We start from the raw sequence: 16,847 nt of genomic DNA, 5'->3' as shown, positions 1-16,847 counted from the left end.
CTATGGTTTTATAACATACCCCAACCCCTTCATTGTATGAATAAGTTTGGTCGAATAAGGCTTATCTATTTTTCTTCTTAAGTAGGTAATATATACATCAACAACATTGGTATTCATATCAAAATTAATATCCCAAACATTATCCAAAATCTGATCGCGAGAAACGATGCGGCCCGTATTTTTAGCCAAATAGTATAAAAGTTTAAATTCTTTAGCTGTTAGTATAATGTTTTCACCGTTTCTCTTAACGGTTTTGGCGCGTCCGTTTATTTCTAAATCACCAATTGTAATCGTATCGATTTTTTCTGTTTCCTGCTGCGATCTTCTGTACAGCGCATTAACTCTCGCATCTAATTCGCCAAATTTAAAAGGCTTAACCAAATAATCATCGGCGCCGGCATTAAGTCCTGTAACAATATTTTCTGAGGTTCCTAAAGCCGTTAAAAGCAAAATAGGCACAAAGTTTTTGGCTGCGCGAAGTCTTCTGCAGATTTCAATTCCGTTAACATCAGGAAGCATTACATCTAAAATTACGACATCGAAAGTATAATTATGAATCATCTCCATGGCCGTTTTACCGTCCATTGCTACGCTTACTTCATTATTATTTTCTGCAAATCCTTTACGCAATATCGACAACAGATTTGGTTCGTCTTCAACTATCAGTAATTTCATCTTAAGAAGTTTGTATATACAACAAAAATAGGAATTGAAATTCACATAATAAGCACAACTTAAAAAATTATCCGCAAATTGAACCAAATAAGAAAAAACGACTCCTTGCGCGTGCTTTTTGCTATTTTTTTAGGGTTAAAATTTTAGATTCTTCAATTTAGAATCTTCTAATTTTAAAAAGAAAAACAGAAAGTGAAAAATTAGAAAGTCTCGCCGGCATTCAGATAGAATCCTTTGGAGTTATTTCCCCACGCATAATCGAAAATCAGATTGGTTTTGGAAGCTTTATCAATCAAAAGCCTTAAACCAATTCCAGCGGCTGGCTGTATGGATTTGAAAAGTTTTAAATCAGCATCAGAATTACTGGCGGTTACAAAATTGGTAAAAACAGTGCCGCTCAGCAATTGATTGCAGGTAATTGGGAAACGAAATTCTGTAGACAAATAAATTAAACCATTTCCTCTAAACAATCCTTGCGTATATCCTTCTCCGCTCCTACTGCGCTGATCCCAGCCAATTGCAGGCAAATTCAGATACGGAACTTTTCCCCTAGTTACAAATTGTCCGTAAGTCCAAATGGCCAAAATGTAACGGGGATTTTTTGGAGAAACAGGAATAAAGTTGCGGTATTCTGCAAACAGCACATTGCTATAATTCTGATTTTTAAACAAAACAGGATTAAATCTATAATTTATATTGGCATACCAGCCCTTAGAAGCATTAACTTGATTGTCTCTAGAATCATGAACCAGATTCAAACTCACTCCTGTCAAATAATATTCTAGATTATCAAATCCATATTTTTGGCTGTAATTGTAATGATACGTGTAATTTCCGTTTGCGACATCCAATTCTTTGTCCTTTATACTCGAATACCAGTCAATATTTACACCTCCGCCAACATAATAATTCTCCTTAACTTCAAAAGAAACCGTCTGATGAAATTTGAAATAATTATAATCCATATCCTGAGCAAGCGAATCTATGCTAAAACTAGGCGGACGATCGCGTCTTGGCGGAATTATATCAGTTCCGAGTCCATAATTAGGCTGTGAGAACAAATACAAACGATAATCGCCACTCAAAAAGATTTTATTATTGTTAAGCAGAATATTGTTTTTGACATTTACCAGCCATTGATTTTTTACGGTGTAAGTAATCCCTATGTTGGCTATTGAATATTTGTCTTTTTCTTCTTTTCCTTTAAAAGTATACTGCGCCACCGCTCCAAAAAAGAAGCCTGTCGCAGGCTGAGAACCAATTGCAGGAATTAATAAAAAGAAATTGTTTTTTGTAGGTTTTACAACTAGCGCGTCGTCTTCTTTTTTAAAAAGATCAAATACTGTTTTGGGAGGACAAATTTGCGGAGTTTCAATTTCTGAGTTTTTAATTTCCTCTTGCGAAAATAAATTAAAGGAAATAAGAAATAATAATCCTAAGATTTTATACTTGTACGGAACGGCATTATTTTCAAAAAAAAGCACCATTTGCAAAGTTTTGTTTTAGAAATAAAATTCAATCTCATTGTAAATATACTTCTAATTTTCAACATCTTAAGTAGCCAATCTAAATAATTTGAAAATATTTTAACAAAAAAAGCCGTCAAAAATTATTTGACGGCTTTAGCTTAAAATGCGTTTTATTATTTGGTGATAAATTTTGGATGGATTAGATTTTCTAAAGAATAAATTTCATCCCATTTTTCCTGTGTGATAAGTTTTCTTTCTAAAACTGCAATCTGATGTACGCTTTTGTTTGTTTTTAAAGCTTCACCCGCAATACTCGCACTTTCTTCGTAACCAATAATCGGATTCAGCTGCGTTACAATTCCGATACTATTCATGACCATATTATAACAATGATCCACGTTTGCTGTGATACCAACAATACACTTGTCTATTAAAGTCTGAATCGCATTTGAAAGATAATCTAACGAAGTAAACATCGCAAAAGCAATAACTGGTTCCATTACATTTAATTGCAATTGTCCCGCTTCTGCCGCCATTGTAACCGTTAAATCCTGACCAATTACATAAAAACAAGTCTGATTTACGACTTCTGGAATTACTGGATTTACTTTTCCTGGCATAATAGAAGATCCAGGCTGGCGTGGAGGAAGATTAATTTCGTTTAAGCCAGTTCTTGGTCCAGAACTTAGCAATCTTAAATCGTTGCAGATTTTAGAAATCTTAACTGCAGAACGTTTCAAAGTTCCCATAATTTGAACGTAAGCTCCTGTATCGACCGTTGCTTCAATTAAATCTGGAGAAAGCGTTAACGGAATTCCAACCTCATCTGCCAAGTATTTTACGCAGATTTCTGGATAACCTTCTGGAGCATTAACTTTGGTTCCAATCGCTGTTGCTCCCATATTGATTTCTAGCAATAATTCCTGAGCATTTTTCAAACGCTGAATATCCTCGCCAATTGTGGTCGCATAAGCTTTAAATTCCTGTCCTAAAGTCATAGGAACCGCATCTTGCAATTGCGTTCTTCCCATTTTTAAGACATCTTTAAACTCTTCTCCTTTTTTAGCAAATGCAACTTCAAGCCCTGCTAAAGTTTTAATAAAGCTTTCCATTTTTAAATACAAAGCAATTCTAAAAGCTGACGGATAAGCATCGTTTGTAGACTGCGAACAGTTTACGTGATTATTCGGATGAAGAAACTGATATTCTCCTTTTTTGTGGCCTAAATATTCCAATCCGATATTGGCAATTACTTCATTGGCATTCATGTTTACAGAAGTTCCTGCACCGCCCTGAATTAAATCGCTCACAAATTCTTTATCAAATTTCCCTGCAATAACCTGATCGCTTCCGTAACAGATTGCTTCTGCAATTTTAGCATCAATCGCGCTGCAATCTTTATTTGCCAAAGCCGCTGCTTTTTTTACATAACCTAAAGCTTTGATAAACAAAGGTTCTTTTGAAATCGGGATTCCTGTAATATTAAAGTTTTCAACGGCTCTAAAAGTCTGGATTCCGTAATATAAATGATTCGGAATGTCTAATTCTCCCAGAAAATCATGTTCTTTTCTTGTTGATTCCATATCGTGAAATTGATAAATTTTAGCTTAAAAAATAAGCGTAAAGCTACATTAAATTTATGCTAAAGTCACTACTATTTTTAAAATGATTTTGGATTTTCAATGAAAATTTTACAGCAAATTAGTACCTTTTCAGCCTCAAATAATTATCAAAAAGAGTTGAAAAAAGAAAGCGAATATTTTCTTGATAAAGAATACAATACGATTATTTACGGCAAAGATGATCTTAATTTTAAGGACTTCGAATGCTGCGTTTTTAATAATTGTAATTTTTCTGCATGCACTTTTCTCGCTGTTACTTTTATCGACTGCACTTTTAATGATTGTATTTTCAGTGAAGCCAAAATTAATTATGTTGCTTTTAGAAGTGTCACTTTTTATAACTGCGAAATCAAAGAAGTCAATTTTGCCATGTGCGACAAATTGATTTTCGAAGTTCATTTTTATGATTGCATTTTAGACTTTTCTAAGTTTTATACTTTAAAACTAAAAGGAACTACTTTCAACAGCTGCAGTCTCGTTGCAGTAGATTTTATGGCGGTAGATTTAACGAATGTCCTTTTTGATAATTGCGATTTGTATCGTGCAGAATTTTCTAAAGCTATTGCCAATAAAGCCAATTTTAGAACAAGTTACAATTACACAATAGATCCATCAAAAACGAAACTGAAGAAGGCTATTTTTTCTTTGAAGGAAGTAAAAGGGTTGTTGTTTACGCATGATGTGATTGTTATCAATTAGCTAGATAAAAAACTACAAAATGGTTTAATTCTTTTTTGATTGGCTATTTGAATTTTATACTTTCCGCAATTAATTTATATTCGCTTATATGCATATAATTTTTTGATATATCTGTTCCAATAAATTGAATTACACCTTTTGAAGATTCTTTAATATATTGGTACATCTTTAACTCCTTTCCTTGGTATATACCGATCATTTCGACCTTTATAATTTCATTACCATCCTCTTTATATTGTTGTTCAGAAATAATTTTTATTTTAATGTTTTTTTCTTTAAAAATATTATTTTGGTATTTGGATATTAAATTATCGCTATAAACTTTTATATCAAAATTCTGTAGTTTATTTGGCAAAGTTCCAATGAAAAAATTGTTAAGATATAATGTTTTATCTGTTAGTTGTTCTTTCCCTAAAGTATAAATTCCATAATTACTCATAACATTTGATAATTTAAATTCTGACTTTTGTAAATCAACATTATAAAATAAATTATCATTAAGATCTGCTTTTATACTTTTATCATAATATATACTCAAAACTAAATCTGTAATTTCCTTTCTTTCTTTATCATTATTTTCAAAAACTCCCACAACTAAAACGACAAAGCTGGTGTCTCCAAATGCAAGAACTATTTGCTCAGATTCTTGACCTTGTGGCGCAAGACCAAAATAGGCATCATAAATACCCAATTTCAATTCTTTTTTCACTCTTACCTTTCCACCTTGTTTCTCTAATTCATTTATTTTATTTATTACATTTGGAACTGAGTTGTAGTAATTTTGATTTGCAATTTCAATAATTTGAAAATAATTTTTAGAATCTTTTTGAAATCTTTTTAGTTCAGGATAATACTGATAATTGACAGATTTATCAATTAAAACTTTCGTCCCTTTCAAATCTACTTTATTCGAAATATTATTAATTTCAATTTTATCAGGAATGTTTATATCTTGACTAAATAATTCGCAACTACTTAATGAAATAATTAAAACAAACAATATTATGTATCTCATATCTATATTTAATCAATAAATTAAAAAGCAAATTTATAATTATTTTTTTTATAAGAAAAAACTTATTTTAAATATTTTTCCCCATCACATAATCCTCCATCAAATACCCATTTCCAATTTCTATATCAACAGTTTCTTTAATTTCGAAACCTAGTTTTTTATAGAAATTCAAAGCGGTATTAAAACGGTTTACATTTAACAAAAGTTCTGAAGAATTATTTTCTAAAGCCATTTTTCCGATTTCTTCAAAAACTATTTTGCCAAAACCTTTTCCTTGTGTTTCTGGCAAAAGATAGATTTTATGGATTTTGGTTATCGCTTCCTTTTTATAATTATGCTCGATTCCGATAAAACCAATTACCGAATCCGAATCTAAAATTAAATAAAACAACTGCTCTTTATTTTGTATTTGTTTTGATAAAGCTTCATCAGAATAAATTAGATCTAACATATACTCTAATTGTTCTGCAGTTAAAATTTCGCCATATGTAATTGGCCATGTTATATGTGCAATCTCTTGAATTTTAGCAATATCTTCAATCGATGCTTCGGTAATTTGAATCATATTTATTTTGTAAAAACTTGATTTTCTTGTTCGCTTACGCGGATGAAAGTCGTACGTTTAGTGAGTTCTTTTAATCTTGAAGCTCCAACATAAGTACAAGTACTTCTTATTCCGCCTAAAATGTCTAAAACAGTGTGAATGACATCTCCTTTAAACGGAACCTGAACAGTTTTGCCTTCACTCGCTCTATATTCTGCAACACCGCCTGCATGTTTATCCATAGCGGTTTTCGAACTCATGCCGTAAAACTGTTTGAATTTTTCGCCTTTAACCTCTATTAATTCTCCGCCACTTTCTGAATGTCCAGCAAGCATTCCGCCCAACATTACAAAATCGGCTCCGGCTCCAAAAGCTTTCGCAACATCGCCTGGAGTGGTGCAGCCGCCGTCGCTTATGATGTGACCGCCTAAACCGTGAGCAGCATCAGCACATTCAATTATAGCCGATAATTGAGGATAACCAACGCCTGTTTTAACGCGAGTTGTACAAACAGAACCTGGACCAATTCCGACTTTTACAATATCTGCGCCAGCCAACAAAAGTTCTTCGGTCATTTCGCCAGTAACGACATTTCCGGCAATAATAATTTTGTCTGGATATTGTTTACGAGTTTTCTTTAAAAATTGAACAAAATGTTCGGAGTAGCCATTTGCCACATCTATACAGATGAATTTCAGTAACGGATTTGCAGTAATTATTGTTGCTATCTTTTCAAAATCTTCTTTTCCGGTTCCTGTACTTACTGCAATATAATCGTAAATATCTGAAGTTGTATTTTTTAGAAAATGATTCCATTCTTCTAAAGTGTAATGTTTATGAATGGCTGTAAAAAGCTTTTCTTTCGCCAAAACCTTCGCTATTTCAAAAGTTCCAACAGTATCCATATTGGCAGCCATGATCGGAATTCCTGTCCAATTTGAAGTGCTGTGCAAAAATTTGAAATTCTGTTCTAATGAAACTTCCGATCTGCTTTTAAGCGTCGATCTTTTAGGTCTAAACATGACATCTTTAAACCCTAATTTTAAATCCATTTCTATTCTCATAATTCGAGATTTTGGTTACTCTCAAATTTAGGAATTTATGATTTTAGATTTCAGATATTAGATTAACAAAAAGCTGAACTTTTGAACAATGCATCTAATTTATTTCACAGAGATACGCGAAGATTTCTCAGACACTCACAAAATTGTTTAATTATTGGAACTTGGCTTCGACTCCGCTCAGCCTGAAAAGCGTGAAAACTGACATACTAACTAAGCGACTGAACACTAAAAAATCTGAACACTGAACACTTATCCGTGAATCGTCTCTCCTTTTCCGTAATTCGTAATGATAGATTCTTCAAATGCTAACCATTCTCTCCAGCGTTTTTCTACATCGATTCCAACTCCGTATTTTCTTGCGTAAGTGATGAAAGTGGTATAATGTCCTGCTTCGCTTTCCATTAATTCTCTGTAGAAAAGAGCTAATTCTTCATCTTTTATGTTTTCCGAAAGTACTTTAAAACGTTCGCAGCTTCTTGCTTCGATCATCGCAGAAAATAAAAGTCTTTCTACAAGACCAGAAACACGGCTTCCGTCTCCGCTTTTTTTCATGTATTGATACAGTTCGTTTACGTAATCGTCTTTACGCTCACGTCCTAATTTTAATCCTCTTTTGATAATGATATTATGAACCTGCTCAAAATGATCGATTTCTTCTTTGGCTAAAGCCAATAAATCTTTCACCAAATCCTGATGTTCAGAGTTGTTTGTGATAATTGTAATCGCATTTGTTGCTGCTTTTTGCTCGCACCAAGCGTGATCTGTCAGGATTTCTTCGATGTTTTTCTCCACAATATTTACCCATCTTGGGTCGGTTGGCAATTGTAATCTTAATACGCCCATTTCTAAAAATTATGAGTTATGAATTAAAAATTATAAGTTTGAAAGCCTTAAAAGCAAAAGTCGAAAGCCAAAATAAGACTTTTGACTTTCGACTTTAAAAACTTTAAGACTTATTTTTTAGTATTTGAAAATCGGTCTTTCGCTCATCATTTCGTTTACTTCAGCAGCAACTTCTTCGATAAGATCTTCGTTTGTGTGATCAGAAAGAACTTTATCAATTAAAGCTACGATAGTTTCCATATCTGCTTCAACTAAACCACGAGTTGTGATTGCAGCTGTTCCTACACGAATTCCAGACGTGATAAATGGTGATTTATCATCAAAAGGAACCATGTTTTTATTTACTGTGATTTCTGCTTTTACTAATGCATTTTCTGCTTCTTTACCAGAAATATTTTTATTTCTTAAGTCAATAAGCATCATGTGGTTATCAGTTCCGCCAGAGATAATTTTGTATCCTCTTTTTACAAAAGCATCTGCCATTGCGTTTGCATTTTTCTGCAATTGCATAGCGTATGTAAAGAATTCGTCTTTCAATGCTTCACCAAAAGCAACCGCTTTAGCAGCAATAATGTGCATTAAAGGTCCACCTTGATTTCCTGGGAAAACAGCTAAATCCAATAATGAAGACATCATTCTGATTTCTCCTTTTGGAGTTGTTAATCCTTGTGGATTTGGGAAATCTTTCCCCATTAAGATCAAACCTCCACGTGGTCCTCTTAATGTTTTATGAGTTGTTGTAGAAACGATATGACAATGTGGAATTGGGTCATTCATTAATCCTTTTGCGATAAGACCAGCTGGATGAGAAATATCTGCAAATAAGATTGCTCCTACACTATCTGCAATTTGTCTGAAACGAGCAAAATCCATATCACGAGAATAAGCCGAAGCTCCAGCGATGATTAATTTTGGCTGTTCTTTTGTTGCAATTTCTTGAATTTTATCATAATCTAAACGACCAGTTTCTGCATCTACACCGTAAAAAACAGGACGGTATAAACGGCCTGAGAAGTTTACTGGAGAACCGTGAGTCAAGTGACCACCGTGAGATAAATCGAAACCTAAAATCGTGTCACCAGGGTTCAAACAAGCGTGGTACACAGAAGTGTTTGCTTGAGAACCTGAGTGAGGCTGTACGTTTGCATATTCAGCGCCAAACAATTCTTTAGCTCTGTCAATAGCAATCTGCTCAATAACGTCAACTACCTCGCAGCCTCCGTAATATCTTTTGCCTGGATAACCCTCAGCATATTTATTCGTTAAAACAGACCCTGCTGCTGCCATTACTTCATCACTTACAAAATTCTCTGAAGCGATAAGCTCTAGTCCGTGAATTTGTCTTTCTTTCTCCTCTTGGATAAGATCAAAAATTTGTTCGTCGCGTTGCATTTTTTTGTTTTTCGTTAATTTCACGCAAAAATACAAAAAAACGTTTGTCAAACTGCTAGATTATGATATATTTGACATGTAATTTTTCAACAAATAATTAACATTAAACATGCCAATAACCGCCAACGATACCAGTAGAAAATCATGGTTAGAAGTGCCAGAAAATAGCGACTTCCCTATTCAGAATATTCCTTTCGGCGTGTTTCTTACCAAAGAAAATGTCGTTACCGTAGGAACGAGAATTGGCGATTATGCCATAGATTTAGGGGCTTTACAGCAATTAAACTATTTTGAAGGAATAGAATTAACCGATGATATGTTTATGCAGGATACGCTAAATGATTTTATTTCTGACGGAAAAAAAACATGGCGTTTGGTTCGAAATCGTATCGCTGAGATTTTCGACGAGACTAACCCGCAGTTAAGAGATTCAACAAAACACCGAGATATTGTTATATTTAAAATTGAAGATGTAGAGATGCAACTTCCTGTTTTAATTGGTGATTATACCGACTTTTATTCGAGCCGAGAGCATGCTACAAACGTAGGTAAAATGTTCCGCGATCCAGATAATGCCTTATTACCAAACTGGTTACACATTCCGGTTGGATACCACGGAAGAAGCTCAACGATTGTACCTTCTGGAATTCCAGTACACAGACCAATGGGACAAACTTTGCCTGCTGGACATGACACACCTGTTTTTGGAGCTTCTCGATTAGTAGATTTCGAGTTGGAAACTGCTTTTATTACTACGGATGTAAATGTAATGGGCGAAAATATTTCAACTTACGAAGCTGAAGATTATATTTTCGGAATGGTTTTGCTAAATGACTGGAGCGCGCGTGATATTCAGAAATGGGAATATGTGCCACTTGGACCATTCTTAGCTAAAAACTTTGCCACTTCAATTTCACCGTGGATTGTTACGATGGATGCTTTGGAGCCTTTTAGAACAAAAGGCCCTAAACAAGATCCGACTCCACTTCCTTACTTACAGACAAAAGGGAAAAAAGCTTTTGATATTCATTTAGAAGTTTCTCTTAAACCTGAAGATCAAGAAGAAACAGTTATTTCAAGATCAAATTTCAAATATTTATACTGGTCAATGAGTCAGCAATTGGCACACCACACTTCTAATGGATGTCGTGTAAATTCTGGTGATATGATGGGTTCTGGAACTATTTCTGGTCCAACTCCTGATAGTTTTGGTTCTATGCTAGAATTAACTTGGGGCGGAAAAAACCCATTAAAGTTAAATAGCGGAGAAGAGCGTAAATTTATTGAAGATAATGATACGGTTATTATTCGCGGTTTCTGTGAAAATGCAGAAGTTAGAATTGGTTTTGGCGAAGTTGCCAGCCAACTTTTACCTCCTTTTACCAGACAATGAAGAGCAGATAATAAATTTGAAGAAATATAAAAAAATAAAACCTTGGCGATCACCAAGGTTTTTTTATGCTATATTTTTAAATCTATCAAAATTTAAAGGAAAAGTTATTTATTCCAAAACTACCTTTACCCAAACTAAACGATGATCTGAACTTGATTCACGCTTTTCGACTAATTGCGACATTGGCTCTCCTTTTGCAGGCCAAAACACACCACTGTTGACAAATTTAAAACCAAGTTTGGATGGCAGCACATAATCAGCTCGCATTCTCCAAAAAGCCGTGTGATTAATTCCAAAAGGATTTTCGGGACTAAATTCGGCACCGCCTTTACTAGCAGGCGTAAAGTCGTTATTAATCTTCGGACTTTCTATTAAAGACTTTATTCCTTCTCTAATAGCATCTCCTTCAACTGGTGATGCGTTTTGATCTCCCAAAATAACAAATTGAGAATTCGGAGACAAACCTCCTTTTGAGCCTTTATCATCATAAATATATGAAGCCGAATTATCTGAAATATAATCTTTCCAGAATCTGATTTCATCATGATTTCTTTTTCCGTGGCGATCTTCAGCACCATCAAAAGTAGGAGGAGTTGGATGACTGGCTAAAACATGAACAGTTTTATTGCCAATCTGTACAGGAACATCCCAATGAGATTTTGAAGATAATGGGAATTCTTTCCAGGCTTTCTTGCTATACCAATCTGATCCATCTGCTTTTTTGGTAAGCAATGCGCCTGGCATATCTTTCCATTTGAAATGCTGAAAAGTACGAACCGCGTTAACATCAATCGGATATTTAGATAAAAGCATCATTCCATATTGTCCAGGATACATACCAAATCCCCATGCATCATTTCCAAAATTAGTTACTTTTCCATCATTGTTCAAATCATAAGGACTCGGCTGGCCAGTATTTACTGCTGAATAATAGTAATAAGGATAATCGATGGCTTCTGCTCCGCCTTGGCTAACATTCAAATAATTTTTAATAAACGCTTTTACACCAAGTTCAGGATCTTTTATGTAATCAAATTCGTTTAGCAGAATAACATCTGGCCTAACGGTCTGAATAATTTGGGCGATATTTCTGATTTGAGCATTATGCCCTGATTTAAGCTGATCAATCAATATCAGCTCCGATTTTCCCATTGCGCCTTTAGGAGAATAATTATCAGATTCCATACTTACATTGTAGGTCGCAAATGTAAGTTCATTTTTTTCTTGCGAATCAGACTGTGAAAGAAGGGCTCCGGAAGAAAGCACGGAAAGGATAAAAAATATTTTCTTCATATAAAATTTAAATCTGCATTTCTGCATTATTGAACATACGAATATAAGGAGGTTGTAGAGAAACACGACAAATCCCACTGTTAAATATACAACAAAAAAAAGCTGCCATACTTTAATATCACACGAAACCCGACAGGCTTTTAAAAACTTGTCGGGTTTAATTGCTATATATATTTAAAATTTAAATTTGCTAGACTACACTTTGCGGGCTCCGACTTCGCTCAGCCTTACAGACGCAAAAAAACTATCCAATAAAATTGCGCTAATTTGTGTAATTTGTGGTAAAAAAAACCAAGAAAAATTTGTGAAATTCGTGTAATTCGTGGCAGAAAAAACTACCGCATAGGCTTCGACTCCGCTCAGCCTGACAAACCTACCAAAACTTTGCAACTTTGTGCCTTTGTGTCTTTGCAGCAAAAAAACTAAGCAGGAATCTGCTGACTTAAACAATGTAAAGTTCCAAAGCCCCAGATGAAATCGATACAGCTAATACCGATTACTTCGCGGTCTGGAAAACATTCTGCTAAGATATTTAAAGCTACTCGGTCATTACTATCATTGAATGTAGGTACTAAAACGCAATTATTTAAAATCAAGAAATTAGCATAACTCGCCGGCAAACGTAAATCTTCAAAATCAACACGTTTTGGCATTGGCAACGCTACAATTACAGGAGATTTACCGTTTTCTAATTTTGCATTTTGCAGACGTTTCAAGTTATCTTGTAAAGGCTTGTAGTTTGAATCGTTTTTATCTGTCTCTACAATCGTTACAATCGTATCTTCATTTACAAATCGGCATAAATCGTCGATATGTCCGTGTGTATCATCACCTTCAATTCCGTCTCCCAACCAAATTACATTGGTTACTCCAAGATATTCTTTAAAAACAGCTTCGTAATCTTCTTTCGTAAAACCAGCATTACGAACCTGAATGGTCGGATGCATCAAACATTCTTCAGAAGTAAGCAAAGTTCCTTTTCCGTTTACATCAATTGCTCCACCTTCTACAATTACCGGTTTTCCTTTGTACATAACCTGAGTTAATGGCACATCAATAAAATCCGCTACTTTACCCGGAACGAATTTATCCAACTGATAGTTTTTATATTTTGCCCATCCGTTGAAATTGAAATTTAAAGCTTCTCTTTTAGAACCATTTTTTACAATAATTGGTCCAGAGTCACGCATCCAGCTTCTATTGGTTTTATGTATAATGTAAGAAACGTTTTTAATGTTTACTCTAGCTCTTTCAAGCATATCGGCTACTTTTTCTTTTAGCTTTTCATCGGCAACGACCAAAAAAACAGTTTCAAAAGTGGCTACTTTTTTTATAAATTCTACAAAAGCCCATTGAACAGCTTCGTATTTTCCTGGCCAATCGTTGCCATTATGCGGAAAACACAATACAATTCCTTGCTGTTTTTCCCATTCTGCTGGAAATCTTCTATTATTTGTTGACATAAATAGGTTCTAATTTAGAAAGTGCAAAGATAAGCATTCGTTAGGATTTTAAAACATTTATATCAAATTCGATAATAATTTCACAAAAAATATCCTGCAAAAATTAAGTTAAAGATTAAATAATACATCCTTAATATTTAACAGAAAGCTCAGAATTACTTTTGCCAAAACTAAAAACTAACACATGAAAAAATTATCGATCTCATTATTAGCTGCTCTTTCTATATTAGCAAGCTGTAACAATGATGAAAATTCTAAAAACGAACCTGAAGTTCTTGTAAACGAAAATCCTGGAACTTTTAAAGAAATTGGTTCTATTACAATTGGCGGAGAAGCTGCGGCTGAAATTTCTGCTTACTGCGAAAAAACAAAAAGACTGTTTACAGTTAACAACAGCGGTGTAAATCAAATCGACGTTATTGATATTGCTGATCCGACAAAACCTCTTAAAATAGGACAAATCAATTTAGCTACATACGAAGGAGCTGCAAACAGTGTTTCAGTTTTTGACGGAAAACTGGCTGTTGCTTTAGAATCGACTACAAACAAACAAGCAAACGGTAAAGTTGTTGTTTTCAACACTTCAGATTATAGCTTAATCAAACAAGTTACAGTTGGTGCGCTTCCTGATATGATTACTTATTCTCCAGACGGAAAATTTATCATGACTGCTAATGAAGGCGAACCAAACACGGATTACTCTCAAGATCCAAACGGAACTGTATCTATTATAGAAACTGGTTCTTATACTGTAACTACTTTAGACTTCGCTTCTTTCAGCGGACAAGCTGCAGCATTAATAAAAGACGGATTCAGAGTTTCTAAAGTTGCTAAAAGCTTTGCTCAGGATATTGAACCAGAATACATTACTATTTCTGACGATTCTAAAACTGCTTGGGTAACTTTACAAGAAAATAATGGTGTTGCAAAAGTTGATTTAACTTCTAAAACGATTACTGCAATTTATCCTTTAGGTTTAAAAGATTACAACACAGCAGAAAATGCAATTGACGTAAGCGATAGCGATGATAAAGTTGCTTTTAATCCATGGAAAGTAAAAGGTCTTTATATGCCAGATGCAATTAGCCATTTTACAGTAAATAATACTCCATATTTTGTAACTGCTAATGAAGGCGATGCTAGAGAGTATACTGCTAATACTGATATTAAGCGTATGAAAAGCTTAAAACTTGATGCTACAGTTTTCCCTGATGCGGCTACTTTAAAATTAGATGCAAACTTAGGAAGATTGAATCTTGTTGCTGACATGGGAGATATTGACGGAGATGGAGATTTAGACGAAATGGTAAGTTTCGGAGCTCGTTCTTTCTCAATCTGGAATGGAAATACAGGAAAAATTGTTTACGACAGTAAAAATGATGTTGATAAGAAAACTAATGAATTAGGAACTTACGATGATAAAAGAAGTGACGATAAAGGTTCTGAGCCAGAAGCTGTAGTTGCAGCTAAAATGGGGAATCAAAACATTTTGTTTGTTGGTTTAGAAAGATCTGATGCTTTTATGGTATACGATGCTACAAACCCAACTTCACCACAATATTTACAAACTGTAAAAACAGGAGATGCTCCAGAAGGGATTCTTTTTATCCCAGCTTCAAAAAGTCCAACAAAAAGAAGCTTGCTTGTAGTAAGCAGCGAAGGAGACGGATCTGTTAAAATTTATCAGCCAGATTTGAGATAATATATTTTTTTTAGGATAGCAAAAAGGACAAAATGTGAATTTTGTCCTTTTTTTATGCTTTCTATTAGACTTATTTTAACGGATTTACATAATTAAAAGCCAAAAGATGGAAATTATGTAAGAGTATATACAACACTTTCTAAAATTCGACGGCTAATTTTGTTTCAGAGTTTAAAATAAAAACAATTTAATTTTTGATATCATGAAAAAGAAATTAGTATCAGTATCCTTATTATTACTATCATTTGCGGCAGGCGCTCAAAATATGGCTACCACTTCTACCAAACCAAGTGTAGATCAAGAATTCAACAAATGGTCGATCGAACTTAATGGTGGTGTTAACAAACCAACCAGAACAATGACTCCAGGTTATACTACAGAATCATTAAACTTTTTCCACGGAGATTTAGGTGTAAGATATATGTTTAGTCCAAAGTTTGGTGTGAAATTAGATGTTGGTTACGACCAATTTAAAGAGAAAAAAGACACTCCAGATTTTGAAAGCCGTTATGTGAGAGCAAGTTTACAAGGGGTTATCAACGTTGGACGTGCTTTAAATTTTGAAACTTGGACAAACACAATTGGTCTTTTGGCACATGGAGGTTTTGGAGTTTCGCAAATTAGTACTGAAACAGGATTTGGAGGACAGGATTACATGGCACACGGAATCGCTGGTTTAACTGGACAAATCAGATTAAGCAATAGAGTTGCTTTAACAGGAGATCTTACCGGAATTGTTAACGGAAGACAAAACTGGAACTTTGACGGAATGGGTAACACTAGTACAGGTGCTTTTGACGGTGTTCTTTTAAATGCTTCTGTTGGTTTAACTTTCTACTTAGGTAAAAATGAAAAACATGCTGACTGGGTTGGCGAAGAAGATAGAATTAGCGAATTGGAACAAAGAGTGGACTTAATCGAAACTGGTCTTTTGGATACAGACAAAGATGGAGTTGCTGACTTGTACGATTTAGAACCAAATTCTATTGCAGGTGTTGCGGTTAACACAAAAGGACAATCAATTGACACGAATCAAAATGGTGTGCCAGATGAGTTAGAAAGCTACTTAGACAAAACTTACGAAAAGAAAGGTGCTGGAACAGCTACAAACAATACTGTTGAGGAATTAATCAACGGAGGTTATGTAAATGTGTATTTCGACTTCAATTCGTCTAAACCTACAAACGCATCTTTATCAGGCGTAGATTTCTTAGTGAAATACTTGAAAAACAATCCAGGAAAATCTGCTGACATTATTGGTTATGCTGACGAAATTGGAAACACAAATTACAACACTGAGTTATCTAGAAAAAGAGCTGAGGCTGTGAAAAAAGTAGCCGTAAACGCTGGAATTGATGCATCAAGATTGAATGTAATTGCTAACGGAGAAGATACTTCTGTTAACAAAAATTCTAAAGAGGCACGTCAGATCGTGAGAAGAGTTACTTTCCAAGTGAAGTAATGAATATATAAAGCTAAAAACAAGAAAAGGAGCTGTTTCATTTGAGACAGCTCTTTTTTGTTATAAAAAATATACAAAAGCTCCAGAGGAGCAAAATATTTATAGAATTTCAACAAAAAAACAGAAAAAACTCCAGCGGAGCGACATGTATTAGATTGTAAAAAGACATGTCGCCCCGCTGGAGCTTTAAATGTAAACTTTTATTATTTGC

General features: G+C 34.3%; 14 protein-coding genes. 4 read left to right on the top strand and 10 right to left on the bottom strand.

Going from position 1 to position 16,847, the window contains the following annotated elements; all coding sequences use genetic code 11:
- The 3 genes from Q9Q97_RS13410 to aspA all read right to left on the bottom strand — a co-directional run bounded on the left by Q9Q97_RS13410 (position 1) and on the right by aspA (position 3,727).
- Positions 1 to 675 (bottom strand): response regulator transcription factor, encoded by a 675-nt coding sequence (locus tag Q9Q97_RS13410; protein ID WP_306157844.1) that lies wholly within the window; start codon positions 673 to 675, stop codon positions 1 to 3.
- A gap of 200 nt (positions 676 to 875) precedes the next feature.
- On the bottom strand, positions 876 to 2,162 hold the full coding sequence (locus tag Q9Q97_RS13405; RefSeq protein WP_306157842.1) for a BamA/TamA family outer membrane protein: 1,287 nt from the start codon (positions 2,160 to 2,162) through the stop codon (positions 876 to 878).
- 155 nt (positions 2,163 to 2,317) lie between these two features.
- Positions 2,318 to 3,727, bottom strand: coding sequence for an aspartate ammonia-lyase (gene aspA / locus Q9Q97_RS13400; RefSeq protein ID WP_306157840.1), 1,410 nt, complete (start codon positions 3,725 to 3,727; stop codon positions 2,318 to 2,320).
- Positions 3,728 to 3,883: 156 nt separating this feature from the next.
- Here aspA and Q9Q97_RS13395 point away from each other — a divergent pair, with 156 nt between their 5' ends.
- Positions 3,884 to 4,465, top strand: coding sequence for a pentapeptide repeat-containing protein (locus Q9Q97_RS13395; RefSeq protein WP_306157838.1), 582 nt, complete (start codon positions 3,884 to 3,886; stop codon positions 4,463 to 4,465).
- 43 nt (positions 4,466 to 4,508) lie between these two features.
- Here Q9Q97_RS13395 and Q9Q97_RS13390 read toward each other — a convergent pair whose 3' ends face one another.
- The 5 genes from Q9Q97_RS13390 to glyA form a co-directional block, all read right to left on the bottom strand.
- Positions 4,509 to 5,480 (bottom strand): hypothetical protein, encoded by a 972-nt coding sequence (locus Q9Q97_RS13390; RefSeq protein ID WP_306157836.1) that lies wholly within the window; start codon positions 5,478 to 5,480, stop codon positions 4,509 to 4,511.
- A gap of 67 nt (positions 5,481 to 5,547) precedes the next feature.
- Complete coding sequence (locus Q9Q97_RS13385) at positions 5,548 to 6,045, bottom strand: GNAT family N-acetyltransferase (protein WP_306157834.1); 498 nt, start codon at positions 6,043 to 6,045, stop codon at positions 5,548 to 5,550.
- 2 nt (positions 6,046 to 6,047) lie between these two features.
- A complete protein-coding gene (locus Q9Q97_RS13380) occupies positions 6,048 to 7,088 on the bottom strand; it encodes a GMP reductase (protein WP_306157832.1) in 1,041 nt (346 codons plus the stop codon).
- 249 nt (positions 7,089 to 7,337) lie between these two features.
- A complete protein-coding gene (locus tag Q9Q97_RS13375; protein ID WP_306157829.1) occupies positions 7,338 to 7,931 on the bottom strand; it encodes a tRNA-(ms[2]io[6]A)-hydroxylase in 594 nt (197 codons plus the stop codon).
- Positions 7,932 to 8,048: 117 nt separating this feature from the next.
- On the bottom strand, positions 8,049 to 9,323 hold the full coding sequence (glyA, locus tag Q9Q97_RS13370) for a serine hydroxymethyltransferase (protein WP_306157827.1): 1,275 nt from the start codon (positions 9,321 to 9,323) through the stop codon (positions 8,049 to 8,051).
- A 109-nt stretch (positions 9,324 to 9,432) separates the two neighbouring features.
- Here glyA and fahA point away from each other — a divergent pair, with 109 nt between their 5' ends.
- Positions 9,433 to 10,716: a fumarylacetoacetase gene (gene fahA / locus Q9Q97_RS13365; protein ID WP_306157825.1), complete on the top strand. Its 1,284-nt coding sequence runs from the start codon at positions 9,433 to 9,435 to the stop codon at positions 10,714 to 10,716.
- A gap of 108 nt (positions 10,717 to 10,824) precedes the next feature.
- On the opposite strand, the gene Q9Q97_RS13360 is transcribed toward fahA, so the two are convergent.
- Together Q9Q97_RS13360 and Q9Q97_RS13355 are read right to left on the bottom strand one after the other, a co-directional pair.
- Positions 10,825 to 12,009, bottom strand: coding sequence for an endonuclease/exonuclease/phosphatase family protein (locus Q9Q97_RS13360; protein WP_306157823.1), 1,185 nt, complete (start codon positions 12,007 to 12,009; stop codon positions 10,825 to 10,827).
- Between the two features lie 422 nt (positions 12,010 to 12,431).
- Positions 12,432 to 13,472: an agmatine/peptidylarginine deiminase gene (locus tag Q9Q97_RS13355; RefSeq protein WP_306157821.1), complete on the bottom strand. Its 1,041-nt coding sequence runs from the start codon at positions 13,470 to 13,472 to the stop codon at positions 12,432 to 12,434.
- 184 nt (positions 13,473 to 13,656) lie between these two features.
- Between Q9Q97_RS13355 and Q9Q97_RS13350 the strand changes: the two genes are divergently transcribed.
- Both Q9Q97_RS13350 and Q9Q97_RS13345 read left to right on the top strand, forming a co-directional pair.
- Positions 13,657 to 15,174 carry a choice-of-anchor I family protein gene (locus Q9Q97_RS13350; RefSeq protein ID WP_306157819.1) on the top strand — a complete coding sequence of 506 codons (1,518 nt, stop codon included), beginning with the start codon at positions 13,657 to 13,659 and terminating at the stop codon, positions 15,172 to 15,174.
- Between the two features lie 202 nt (positions 15,175 to 15,376).
- Complete coding sequence (locus tag Q9Q97_RS13345; RefSeq protein ID WP_306157817.1) at positions 15,377 to 16,636, top strand: OmpA family protein; 1,260 nt, start codon at positions 15,377 to 15,379, stop codon at positions 16,634 to 16,636.
- Positions 16,637 to 16,847 lie beyond the last annotated feature (211 nt).

This window comes from Flavobacterium sp. DG2-3 (assembly GCF_030730925.1).
Taxonomy (GTDB): domain Bacteria; phylum Bacteroidota; class Bacteroidia; order Flavobacteriales; family Flavobacteriaceae; genus Flavobacterium.
The sequence above is the reverse complement of the archived record's forward strand: the minus strand, read 5'-3'. Positions and strand labels throughout refer to the sequence as shown.

Excerpts from the sequence above, each read along its gene's own strand:
- Q9Q97_RS13390 (WP_306157836.1), bottom strand. The coding sequence starts at position 5,480 with ATGAGATACATAATATTGTTTGTTTTAATTATTTCATTAAGTAGTTGC.
- Q9Q97_RS13345 (WP_306157817.1), top strand. The coding sequence starts at position 15,377 with ATGAAAAAGAAATTAGTATCAGTATCCTTATTATTACTATCATTTGCG.
- glyA (WP_306157827.1), bottom strand. The coding sequence starts at position 9,323 with ATGCAACGCGACGAACAAATTTTTGATCTTATCCAAGAGGAGAAAGAA.
- Q9Q97_RS13385 (WP_306157834.1), bottom strand. The coding sequence starts at position 6,045 with ATGATTCAAATTACCGAAGCATCGATTGAAGATATTGCTAAAATTCAA.
- Q9Q97_RS13405 (WP_306157842.1), bottom strand. The coding sequence starts at position 2,162 with ATGGTGCTTTTTTTTGAAAATAATGCCGTTCCGTACAAGTATAAAATC.
- Q9Q97_RS13350 (WP_306157819.1), top strand. The coding sequence starts at position 13,657 with ATGAAAAAATTATCGATCTCATTATTAGCTGCTCTTTCTATATTAGCA.
- fahA (WP_306157825.1), top strand. The coding sequence starts at position 9,433 with ATGCCAATAACCGCCAACGATACCAGTAGAAAATCATGGTTAGAAGTG.
- Q9Q97_RS13410 (WP_306157844.1), bottom strand. The coding sequence starts at position 675 with ATGAAATTACTGATAGTTGAAGACGAACCAAATCTGTTGTCGATATTG.
- Q9Q97_RS13380 (WP_306157832.1), bottom strand. The coding sequence starts at position 7,088 with ATGAGAATAGAAATGGATTTAAAATTAGGGTTTAAAGATGTCATGTTT.
- Q9Q97_RS13375 (WP_306157829.1), bottom strand. The coding sequence starts at position 7,931 with ATGGGCGTATTAAGATTACAATTGCCAACCGACCCAAGATGGGTAAAT.
- Q9Q97_RS13355 (WP_306157821.1), bottom strand. The coding sequence starts at position 13,472 with ATGTCAACAAATAATAGAAGATTTCCAGCAGAATGGGAAAAACAGCAA.
- aspA (WP_306157840.1), bottom strand. The coding sequence starts at position 3,727 with ATGGAATCAACAAGAAAAGAACATGATTTTCTGGGAGAATTAGACATT.
- Q9Q97_RS13360 (WP_306157823.1), bottom strand. The coding sequence starts at position 12,009 with ATGAAGAAAATATTTTTTATCCTTTCCGTGCTTTCTTCCGGAGCCCTT.